The following is an 11487-nucleotide window of genomic DNA, read 5'->3' on the forward strand; positions in this document are numbered from 1 at the left end:
GACGGTTCAATAGCCAATCCGACGGAATTGGCCCATGATCATATCCCTCGCAAAGGTTTGCGATCTTATGTTAAGCACGATATATCAGCGACTTAGAGAATTTTCTTCGATTGTATTTTTTCTCACGCCGGAGCCTGAACGGACCGGGTCTGCGCTATCCGGCGATCGCTGTCTCGTTTTGGCGCGTCAATATCGCCCTCTCGGCGGCAAGGTGAACGCAGTCGCGACGCGCGATCGAGGCCGTCAAGGCATCGGCGGAGCGCGATGGAGATCGGGGGCGACGGGCCCGAGAGCTGCGAAAGTCGACCAATCCTTCGGAGGGGGCGCCTGTCGGATGTCGCGTTTTGTTTCGGCACCGATCATGCAGCCGCGTAGCGTATGATCCAAATTGGGGCTATCCAAATTTTAAGAGCCGTTGCGGCGCTGATGGTCGTCTTCAGCCACGCGCAAAACGACACATGGGTCGCGGCGCTGAAGAACGGCACGCATTTCACGCGGCTGACGCTTGTCCCGTGGGATTCGGGCGTTGATCTGTTTTTTGTGATCTCCGGCTTCATCATGGTTTATTCTTCGCAAAACCTGTTTGCGACGCCGGGCGCCAGCTCCGCGTTCATCAGCCGACGCCTCATACGCATTGTCCCGCTTTATTGGCTCATAACCGCAATAGCGCTTATCTTTTCCGCCTACGCCGCTTGGCTCGGAAAGCACGCATTTCCCGATATTTCCGAAATCCTCGCCTCCTTTGGCTTCTTCCCTTTCGCCAGACCCGAAGACGGCCAACCGCGTCCGCTCGCGGCTCAAGGTTGGACTCTCAATTACGAGATGTTTTTCTATATCCTCTTTGCCTTAGCCGTGCGCTTTCGGAGTCCCGTCGCCGTCGCCGCGACGAGCCTCGTGTTGGTCTCGGCGGTTGTTGCGGGTGCGCTCGCCAAGCCATCGGCGACGGCACTCGCCTATTGGAGCGATCCAATCGTCCTTGAGTTTCTGTTGGGAATGTCGATCGCGCTGCTTTGGCAGAGAGGCTTCCGTCTTAGCGGCAGATATACGCTGCTTTTTCTTTTGGGCGGTATCGGCCTACTAACTCTCGACATCGATCAGATGACAAGAGTCAGTGCGCTCGGGGTCGACAACAATGGCTTTGGTCGCCTTTTTGGCGCGGGTTTTCCAATGGCGGCTATTTTCGCGGCGGTTGTGTTGGGGGCATCATCGACCTCAACCGGCGGTCGCGCCGCCGCTTTCGTCGCGCTCATCGGCGATGCGTCTTATGCGCTCTACCTTTTTCATCCGCTCGCCATCATTTTCCTGCGCAAATGCTGTCTCGCGCTCGGCTTGGCAAATTTGATCGGCTTTTGGCCACTCGTCGCAGGCGAGATTCTCGTCGCGCTCGGCCTTAGTGTCGCGATTCATGCGCTGATCGAAAAACCGGTAACAGCGGCGCTGCGCCGATGGTGGCAGCCCGACGCGGGGCGCACAATGCAACAAAGGAGTCCCGCAGAGTCGCAAGAGATTTTGGTGTCAAATGCCCCAGATTAGGTCGATTCAAATATTGCGTGCGACGGCTGCGCTATCCGTAGCCTTTGGGCATCTTCAGTCCGAATCTCTCAGCATGCCGGCGGCGGCCGCCTCGCATTTTAGACCGATACTTCTCGATCTGACAGGCGCCGGCGTCGATCTGTTCTTCATCATATCAGGCTTCGTCATGGTCTATGCGTCGCACGATCTTTTTGAAAGCGCGGCAGGCGGGCGCATCTTCTTGCGGCGTCGGATCGCGCGGATCGTGCCGCTCTATTGGCTGACGACGACGATCTTTCTCGCGACGATGCTGCTGCTGCCGCATGCGATCTCGAGCGCGCGCCCTACGAGCTTCGAGATCGTCAAATCCTATTTCTTCATTCCCTATGCTCACGCAGGCACCGACGACATCCGACCGATCTACAAGCTTGGCTGGACGCTCAATTACGAGATGTTCTTCTACTTCGTCTTCGCCGCCCTGCTCTTTCTGCCAATGCGTTGGGCACTCTCGAGCATAGCCGCCTTGTTTCTTGCGCTCGTCGCAATGGGCGTCATCCTCTCGCCCGCAGCCGGGCCCGTCGCCTTCTGGACCCATCCGATCATTCTTGAATTTGTCATGGGTGCTCTTCTTGCCGCGGTTTTTCTCAGGGGCCAGCGGCTTTCGCCTTGGTTGGCTTTTCTGTTGCTCCTCTGCGGCGTCAGCGGCTTTGCCGCGACGACGATCTGCGGGGGCGACGCCCATGGCGCGTGGCGGCCGCTGCTTTGGGGTGTGCCTGCCTTGCTCATTGTCGCCGCGGCGGTGTTGCGCGACGGCACCCATGGAGCGACGCCGTGGCCTCTTGGCTTTCTCATTCTGTTAGGCGATGCCTCTTATGCGCTTTACCTTTTGCATCCGCTCGTCATTCGTGCCCTGCGCCTTATTTGGGATCGGCTCGGCCTCAGTCTCTTCGTTTCGCCATGGGTTTTCGTCGGCTCGGCGCTGCTCCTCATTATGCCGACCGCAATCCTGCTGCATCTTTTCTTTGAACGGCCGATGACGCGGCATATTCAGAAGCTTTTGACGATGCCGCGGCCTTCCGCATCGACAGCGGCGCAAGCTTAGAATCGTTGCGGGGCGGTATTGCAGGCGTCTTCCGGGGCCTTGAGGCGCTGTAACCGGGGCGGCTCAGGTCAGTCCTGATGAAAGCTGAGACCTCGTGCTGCGGCGTTCGGAAAATCCGCTCCGCTGAGCGGCACTCGGCATAGAGTCTAGAAAAGCCCTCCCCGGCGTCGGCCTTCGGAGCGCGGCTGGCCAGGGCGGCTCCTAGGGAGGGCCCGATAACGATTGCCGAATTCGGTCTGGGCGCCAAGGTCACGTTCACGTTGATCTGTGGATTCGCCGCATTGCACATGAGGCACGAACGGTTCTCTCGCGCGGCAACAATTGAAGCTGCGCTCTCAGTCGCCACGACTGTCCGAGACGAGAAGCGCCACAGGCAAGCGATCCAGAAGCTGCTCACCCGAAACAGTCCTGCCTGAGATTGCCACCGGCAGGCCCGTGAACACATTTTCGAGCCGACCCGTGAGGAAGGACCGCGGCAGGCCTAATTCCAGCCCCGCGAGCTCCGCCGCGGCAAAACCGATTCGGTCTCGGTCGAGCAAGCTGCGCGAGAACCGCGCCCCGACAATAAGCGCAGCAGCATCGTTGAATTGACGGGCAAAAGCGAAAACGCCCTGCCCGTTCGGGCCGCCGATATCGATTTCGGCATAATCGCCTTTTTCGAAGAGATCCGGCAGCCGCCGGCGTGCGGCGAGACTCCGGGCGATGAGGGATTGCTTGATTCGACCGTCGCGCCAGGTTTGCGCGAGATCCGCCGGTGCGTTCGCTTGCGCCAAAGCGGCCACACGCGCCGCGTAATCGACCGGGCGCCGGTTATCGGGGTCGACCAGGCTGAAATCCCAGAATTCCGTTCCCTGATAAAGATCGGGAACGCCGGGGCACGTCAGCTTCAGGAGCGTCTGAACGAGACCCTTGGCTGCTCCAGCAGCGCTGATGCGGTCGACGAATGCCGCGATCTTCTCGCGCCAGGCGTCCTGGAAGATCGCAAGAAGAAAATCTCGGGCGGCCGTTTCGTAAGCTTCGTTGGGAACGGACCAGTCGGTCCGCAGCTTGGCTTCCCGCAAGGCCTTCCGCTGCCATATCGCCAAACGCGCGCAATAATCCGCGCAGCCGCGCCGGTCGCTCCATACGAGGTCCAGCGGCCATGCCCCGACGACGGCCTGGAACAAGATGGCGGCATCGCCGGCCGAAGGCGTAGCCCTGCCCTCGAGCTGCGTAAACAACGGTGCTGCGTCGCGAAGCCATGTTCGCAGCGTGTGCTGCCAAATCTCTGGAACCTCGCTCAGGACGGCCAAACGTGCACGCGAATCCTCGCCACGTTTATGATCGTGCGTTGCGGTCGCCAACATACCGTGCGGAAAAAAGGCCAGACGGTCTTTCATCTGCCGATGAAATGCATCCTTGTCGCTTGCGAATCGCATCGCGTCGAATCCGACATCGAGCCGGGACAGTAGCGCACCATGCCGATAAAATGCGGTATCTTCGACCGCCTTCGCCGCCAAAGGTGCGCTCAACTGTTGGAATTTGCGGATTGCGTCCGCACGACGTTGCGGATCGCCGGGCATTTCTGCGCCGCCAAGCCAGGCCGCGACCCAGAGCAAAACCTCCTTGTCCGCCGGCAAACAGCTTCGCAACGACGCGGTGACGGCATGGCTCAGATGATGATCATCGGCCGGTGACGCCGCGCCGACGCGCGCATAGGTGCGATAGACGCGCAGATGCGCCAGAATTTCGATCATGACCCGACGGATTGCCGGACCCGTGACGTCGCGGGAACCCAATTCGCCGGCCGCGCCTTGCGAGAGCGCACCGATCAAGCCATCGAACTGCGCCGAAAAGCTGCGCATCAGGATGTCGCGCCGCGCCACGTCTTCTTCATGGGAAAAATCCGCCGGGCGCCCACTGATGGCTTGCCAAAAATCCGCCAGCGAGCGGCCGCCGCTGCTTGCGTGCAGGAAACGCGACACTTCGTCCATGAAGTCATAGCCCGTCGTGCCATCGCATGCCCAATCGCGCGGCAAGCCTTCATCGGCACCGAGAATTTTTTCGACGACGATATAGGCCCGCGCCGGACAATGCTGCGGACGCCGCGGCGCAAGCGCCTCAAATCCCGCACGGAGCTTGCGGCAATAAGCCCCGGGATCCGACAGACCATCGACGTGATCGATCCGCACGCCGTCGATCAGACCGCGCGCATAAAGTTCAAAGATTTTCCCGTGCGTCGCGGCAAAGACATCGTCGTCGTCCTGCCGGAGCGCGGCGAGCTCATTGATGTCAAAAAATCGTCGCCAATTGATCGCGTCATTCGCCGTTTTCCACCAGGCAAGGCGGTAGTGTTGCTTCTCCAGCAATTCGTGAAGATGGTGGACGCCCTTTTCGCTCGTGGGATCAAACGCTGCCAGCGAGCGTCTCTCGATGTCGTCAAAATCGTCTTGTCTGATTGGAAACCGATGCTGGTAATATTCTACCTCAAATCCTCCGCGCGCGGCGTCGAGCGTCAACGCGACATCGCCCCTACGGATTGTCTCGCTATAAGGGCCACCGAGGAACGGCGCGAGTATTTTTCCGTCCATGACGTTCCAATCGATGTCGAAATATTTCGCATACCGGCTTTCCCGGCCATTCTGAAGCAGATCGAGCCACCAGGCGTTGTCGTCGCCTCCGACGGCCATGTGATTGGGAACGATGTCGACGATGATCCCAAGCGATCGGGCCCGTAGCGCATGCACGAGATCGCAAAAGCCTTGTTCGCCGCCCAATTCTGGATTGATCTGCGTCGGGTCGACCACGTCATAGCCGTGAGCCGACCCAGCGCGGGCCTTGAGAATGGGCGACGCGTAAACATGGCTTATATTGAGCGCGTCAAGATAAGGCAGGATCGCGATGGCGTCGCTGAACGTGAAATCCTGGTGAAATTGCAAACGCATCGTCGCGCGCGGGATTGTCACGCGTCAGTCCTTCCCGTCAACATCGCTGCGCGGGCCGCCGCACGCTGATTTGCAAAGACTTCATCTGCCGAAATGGGATAACGGCGTCGCCAATTTGGCTGCGTATCAGTCGTGCCGGGTACATTGGGCTGATCCTCAAGCCCCAATAGATCTTCAAGCGGCAGCAAAACGAGCGGTGCCGGCGATTTCCCTACAAAGCCGATCGCCGTGTCGACGGTGGCGGCGCTTTCGTCGGACGTTGCGGGGACCTCTGCCGCGACCTGCGCGTCGGAGAAGGCGCGCTCCAGATCGGCGCGGTCCGCCGCCCGTGCGGCTTTCTCTGCTGCGTTAGCCGCAACGTCGTCCTCACCCGTGCCATGCGCAATATCGACGCCGCGCCACCAACCGGCGATCGTCGGAAGATCATGTGTCGTCGTCATCGCGACGCCATCGCGCCGCCACAGCCGCGGATCGATGAAGCCGCTCTCGTCGCGGGAGAACCACAGAACGTCCATACCGGCGATGGCACTGTCTGAAAGCGTCGTGCGCAGCCCATCGGGTACTGTGCCAAGATCCTCACCGATGACGACGGCGCGGTGACGCTGCGATTCAAGCCGAACGAGCCGCAACAGATCGTCGAACGGATAGGCCAGATAAGCGCCCGCACGCGCCGGGACGTCTTTAGGCACGACCCAGAGCCGCTTCAATCCGAGCACATGATCGATGCGGATGCCGCCGGCGTGCCGCATCGACGCGCGCAAAGTCTCGATGAAGGGAGCAAAATGCCGCTCGACGAGGCCGCGCGGCGAGAAGGTCGTCAGACCCCACCCCTGCCCTTGCGCATTGAAAAGGTCGGGCGGCGCGCCGATCGTCATGCGGTCGAGCACGCTGCGTCGATCGGCCCATGTATAGCTGCCGCCCGGTTCCATGCCGACGGCAAGATCGGAAATCAATCCGAGGCGCATCCCAGCAGCGCGCGCTTGATGCTGCGCGTTGGCAAATGCGGCATCGGCGATCCATTGCAAGAAAATATGAAAGGTCACGTCGCGCTGATGAGTGACTGCGAAACGCGAAACGGCCGGCCGATCGGGCGCAGAATAGGCCTCGGGCCACGTTTGCCAACCGCAATTGTGCGGATCGCGACCGACCATTTCAGCGTGAATGGCCTCGAAGAGCGCATGATTTTCGAGCGCTTGACCACCCATTTGCCGAAACGTCATAAATTGGTGGACGAGCGCGTCCTCGCCATTGCTGAGTCGAGTCCAAAAGTCATCGAAAAGCGCGCGCAAACGCGCGATTTTGCGCGCGGCGGCACGCGGCCAATCGACTAAGGCATCGTTCGCGTAATCGGGCGCATACGCCGATTTCGGTTGGGCAAGCGGAAATTCGCCGAAAAGAAAATCGGAATCGGCAAGCAAGGGATTGAGAAACAGCCTATTCGACGGCGCATAGGGACTGAATTTGTCCGGGCGCGCGCTGAACAAAGCATGGATTGGACTGATCGCAACCGCGTCGGCGCCCCGCGCCGCTGCGTCGCGCGCGAGCATCGCCAGTGCTCGCGTGTCTCCGCAGCCGTCGTCGCCGTCGCGCCGAAGCCCATAAAGTTGAACAGCGAGCCCCCAAAGCTTCGCATCTCCCGCGACGTCGCTCAGCGAAAAACAGCGCTTCGGTGCGACCGCCAGCGTGATCGTGCGGTCCTTGAGATGCAGCGTGTGGTAGCCTGGCTGTCCGATCGGGGGCAGCCTCGCAGAGCGATTTTGACCGCGCGCGAGCGCTACATCTTGTTGCGCGCCGTCCTCGAGCATCAACCGGGCTTGAGTATCGATGACGCCAGGCAAAAGGATCGATCTATCGGTATCCGCGGTGACGAACTGCGGGCTGCACGTCGATTCGACCGCGTCGAGTTCGGCTAGACTGCGCGCCGAATCGCTTTCGCTCTCGCATGGAAAGCCGAGAGCGGCGAGAACCAATCTCACCGTCTCGTCGGAGACACGCTGCGGCCGGTCTGCGGCGTCCGTCCAATCGACGAGGAGGCCGGCATGCCGCGCAAGCCGATAGAGAGTATTGTCGCTCACGATGCACGGCTCAGAAAAGCGACCGTCGCATGGCCGAGCAACGTCCGATTGTCCAAAGCGGCGGCCGCGCCCGGCTTGCTTTCAAAGATCATGGTGTCGGTCGGCGGGACGGCACATGCGGCGTCGGCGCCGAGATTCGAAAGGAGTGTCAACTCGCTGCCGTCGTTCAGACGCCATTGGACGCGGACGGCAGCCTCAGAGAGCACGGTCGCACCGACAGTGCGGGCTCCTTTAAGCCGTGGAACAATCAAGGATCGCCGTAACGACAACAGCCGGCGATAATAATCGAAACGCTCCCGGCCGTGCGTTTCGTCGCGCAGGGGCTTCGATCGGCTAAATGTTGAGGGTGCATTCGGATCCGGAATCGCATCGCGCAATGCGGGGTCGGTGAACGCCTTGAAGCGCGCAAACTCATGCCGTCGCCCGTCGCGCACGATCTCTGCGAGTTCGCCATCGTAATCGCAAAAAAATAAAAACGGCGTCGTGCTTGCGTCTTCCTCGCCCATGAAAATCAGCGGAATTTCCGGCGCCAGAATCTGCAAGGCGATCGCGGCTTCCAGCGCGTCGGCTGAGCAGAGGCGCGTCAACCGCTCGCCAAAAGCACGGTTTCCGATCTGATCGTGATTTTGCAGAAAGAACACAAATGAGATCGGCGCGAGATCGCCGCTTGGCGTGCCGCGGCTCTTGCCGCCGTGATGAGCGGATGCGTCGCCCTGGTAGATGAATCCTTCGCTCAGCCCTTTGGCGAGTTTCGATGCGGGACGTTCGGCATAATCGCAATAATAGCCTTCCGTTTCGCCGGTCAAAAGAACATGGATGACATTGTGGATATCGTCATTCCATTGCGCGTCAAAACCGCCACGCAAATGGCTCGACACATTGCCCTCATGTTCGAGCACGAGATGGACATGCCGGCCGACTTCGACGCTGGCGCGCACGTCGGCGGCCATTTCATCCAGCCAATCCGGCTCGCTGATCGCGTGTACGGCATCAAGGCGTAGACCGTCGAAGCGATATTCCAAGAGCCAGTAAAGTGCGTTCTCCGTGAAGAAGCGGCGAACGTCGGGGCGGCGAAAATCGATCCCTGCCCCCCAGGGCGTGCGGTAATCCTCGCGAAACGTTGCCGGCGCATAGCGGCTGATGTAATTGCCGTCCGGGCCGAAGTGGTTATAGACGACGTCGAGGAAAATCATCAGGCCGTGCGCGTGCGCCGCGTCGATCAAAGCTTTCAGATCATCGACCGAGCCGTATGACGTATCGGGCGCGAATGGCAGCACGCCGTCGTAGCCCCAATTGCGGCCGCCGGAGAAATCATTGATCGGCATCAGCTCGATCGCCGTGACGCCGAGATCAGCGAGCCGAGGCAACGCGGCTTCAACGCCGCGAAATCCGCCATAGAGCCCGCAATGGATCTCGTAGATGATTGTCTCGTACCAGGGTCGCCCCTGCCATCTGGTTTCCCGCCACGCATAGGCTGCGGGATCGATGACTACGCTCCAATCATGAACGTCATGCGCCTGCGCACGCGATGCCGGATCCGGAACGCGGCTTCCATCGTCCAAAACATAAATGTAGCGTGCGCCGGTACCGCAGGCCAATTCGGCTTCAAACCAGCCGGCATCGTCACGACGCATCGCCGCGCGTCCTTGACCGTCGATTTCGACTTGGACCGCCTTCTGCGCCGGGGCAAATAGTCGAAAATGCGCGCGATCAGGGGCGACCAATGTCGCGCCGAAGGGCAGCCTGCATGCAAAGCGCGCCGTCATCCCAGGCTTTCATGAAAGCCGCGGAGCAGAACGGCGCTGTGTGGCATGACGGTGATTTTGTCCTCATTGAGATCATATGGCATGACAGTCGGGTCGTTCGAATCGATCAAAACGCACGATGGCACGTGTGGCGATGGCAACTGGAATTCGCGCGGTTCGCCGATCGGATTGAGCAAAAGCGTCAAAGCGACGACGCGGCCATCGGAATTCTTCTCGGCGCGCCGAAGCACAATCGAACTCTTGCCAGGATTGTTCCATAAATCCCCGGGGATCGACTCTCCGTGATAATTGAACCATGAAATATCCTTGACGCCTCGGGCTAGCTCCTGCTTGCCATGCAAAAAATGGCGCGAGCGTAAGACAGGATAGTCGCGCCGCAACGCTAAAAGCCGCGAGACAAAATCGATCATCAATTTCCCGTCTGGTGATTGTGCAAGGCTCCAATCGATCCAAGAGATTTCGTTGTCCTGGCAATAAGCATTATTGTTGCCCCGTTGCGTGCGGCCGATTTCGTCGCCCGCCAGAAGCATCGGCGTACCGTGGGAGAATATGAGAGTTGCCAGCATGGCACGGCGCAGGCGCGTGCGCGTCTGCGTAATATCCGGATCGTCGCTGGCTCCTTCGACACCCCAATTCGCCGAATAATTCTCTGTCATCCCGTCGCGATTATCTTCGCCGTTCGCTTCATTATGACGGTCGGCATAGCTGACGGTATCCATGAGCGTGAAGCCGTCGTGCGAAGCGGCATAGTTGATCGAGGCCCACGGACAGCGTGAGCGCCGATCGAAGATATCGCTTGAGCCGGAAAGGCGTGCCGCGAAATCCGGCCTCTGTCCGGGATCGCTGCGCCAAAATCTGCGCAAGCCGTCACGATAGCGGTCGTTCCATTCTGCAAAACCCGGCGGATGCTGGCCGAGCTGATAGCCGCCCGGACCAATGTCCCAGGGCTCGGAAATGAGTTTCACGCGTGCGAGGATGGGGTCTTGCCGCAAGGCATCGAAGAATCCGGCGCCCGGGTCAAACCCATAAGACTCTCGGCCAAGCGTCACGCCAAGATCGAACCGAAATCCATCGACATGAAAGGATGTCACCCAATAGCGGAGCGAATCCATCACCATTTGCAGGACGCGCGGATGCGAAAGGTTGAGCGTGTTCCCGGTTCCGGTGTCATTGACACATCGTCGCCTATCGCTTTCGACGAGACGGTAATAGCTCGCATTATCGAGGCCGCGAAAGGCGAGCGTCGGGCCTAATTCGCTTCCCTCCGCAGTGTGGTTGTAGACAACATCGAGAATGACCTCCAGACCCGCCGCGTGGAGGCGGCGGATTGCGACGCGCATCTCGTTTGACCGTCCCGTCGATAGATATTGCGGCTCAATCGCGAAGAAGCCGATGCTGTTATAGCCCCAATAATTGCGCAGCCCCTTTTGCAAGAGATGGCGATCTTGCGCGAAGGCATGAACCGGCATGAGTTCGATTGTCGTGACGCCAAGACGCCGCAGGTGATCGATGAGCGCTGGATCGCCAAGCGCGGCAAAGGTTCCGCGTTCCGGCGCGAGCAAATCCCCCCGCAATATCGTCAGGCCGCGTAGGTGTGCTTCGTAAATCACCGTCTCGGACCAGGGTATATTCGGCGGTTCGTCGTCGCCCCAATTGAATGTTTCGGTGGTGACGACGGCCTTGAAATTTCCCGCCGCGCTGTCGCGTCGGTCAAACGAGAGATCCGCGCGCGGCGAATTGACCCGATAACCGAACATCACGTCCGACCAACGCAATTCCCCGGCAAGTTGGCGAGCATAGGGATCGAGCAGAAGTTTATGCGGATTGAAGCGATGGCCGTTCTGTGGGTCATAGGGGCCATGCACGCGATAGCCATAAATCAACCCTGCCCGCGCGTTTGGCAAATAGCCATGCCAGACCTCATCGGTACATTCGGGCAATGTCAGGCATGCGATCTGCCGTCGTCCGGATGGATCGAAAAGGCACAGCTCGACTTCCTCGGCATGGGCGGAGAAGACCGCAAAATTCGTTCCGAGGCCGTCCCATGTCGCGCCAAGCGGATAAGGCGAGCCAGCCAATAATCGGGATGGAAAAAGTTCTGCCATCGA

At 59.8% G+C, this 11487-nt stretch carries 6 protein-coding genes; 2 read left to right on the forward strand and 4 right to left on the reverse strand.

Going from position 1 to position 11487, the window contains the following annotated elements; genetic code table 11:
* Positions 1-378 precede the first annotated feature (378 nt).
* Positions 379-1533, forward strand: coding sequence for an acyltransferase (locus tag Q0025_RS01210; RefSeq protein WP_297295163.1), 1155 nt, complete (start codon positions 379-381; stop codon positions 1531-1533).
* The gene (locus Q0025_RS01215; RefSeq protein WP_297295164.1) at positions 1520-2614 is read left to right on the forward strand and encodes an acyltransferase; all 1095 of its coding nucleotides are present in this window, start codon (positions 1520-1522) and stop codon (positions 2612-2614) included. Before Q0025_RS01210 ends, Q0025_RS01215 begins: the two co-directional genes overlap by 14 nt.
* 335 nt (positions 2615-2949) lie before the next feature.
* Here Q0025_RS01215 and treY read toward each other — a convergent pair whose 3' ends face one another.
* From treY to glgX, 4 genes are read right to left on the reverse strand one after another with little or no spacing between them, the layout of a single operon-like run.
* Positions 2950-5559 carry a malto-oligosyltrehalose synthase gene (gene treY / locus Q0025_RS01220; protein WP_297295165.1) on the reverse strand — a complete coding sequence of 870 codons (2610 nt, stop codon included), beginning with the start codon at positions 5557-5559 and terminating at the stop codon, positions 2950-2952.
* Entirely contained in the window at positions 5556-7613 is a 2058-nt protein-coding gene (malQ, locus tag Q0025_RS01225) for a 4-alpha-glucanotransferase (protein WP_297295166.1), read from the reverse strand. The genes treY and malQ overlap by 4 nt, the downstream gene beginning before the upstream one ends.
* Entirely contained in the window at positions 7610-9379 is a 1770-nt protein-coding gene (gene treZ, locus Q0025_RS01230) for a malto-oligosyltrehalose trehalohydrolase (protein ID WP_297295167.1), read from the reverse strand. The genes malQ and treZ overlap by 4 nt, the downstream gene beginning before the upstream one ends.
* On the reverse strand, positions 9376-11484 hold the full coding sequence (gene glgX, locus Q0025_RS01235; protein WP_297295169.1) for a glycogen debranching protein GlgX: 2109 nt from the start codon (positions 11482-11484) through the stop codon (positions 9376-9378). Before glgX ends, treZ begins: the two co-directional genes overlap by 4 nt.
* Positions 11485-11487 lie beyond the last annotated feature (3 nt).

Origin of the sequence: uncultured Methylovirgula sp., assembly GCF_947646745.1 — a bacterium.
In the GTDB taxonomy this organism is placed as follows: domain Bacteria; phylum Pseudomonadota; class Alphaproteobacteria; order Rhizobiales; family Beijerinckiaceae; genus Methylovirgula.

What these genes read in the sequence shown, in the direction of transcription:
- Q0025_RS01210 (WP_297295163.1), top strand. Translation starts at nt 379, where the DNA reads ATGATCCAAATTGGGGCTATCCAAATTTTAAGAGCCGTTGCGGCGCTG.
- Q0025_RS01215 (WP_297295164.1), top strand. Translation starts at nt 1,520, where the DNA reads ATGCCCCAGATTAGGTCGATTCAAATATTGCGTGCGACGGCTGCGCTA.
- treZ (WP_297295167.1), bottom strand. Translation starts at nt 9,379, where the DNA reads ATGACGGCGCGCTTTGCATGCAGGCTGCCCTTCGGCGCGACATTGGTC.
- glgX (WP_297295169.1), bottom strand. Translation starts at nt 11,484, where the DNA reads ATGGCAGAACTTTTTCCATCCCGATTATTGGCTGGCTCGCCTTATCCG.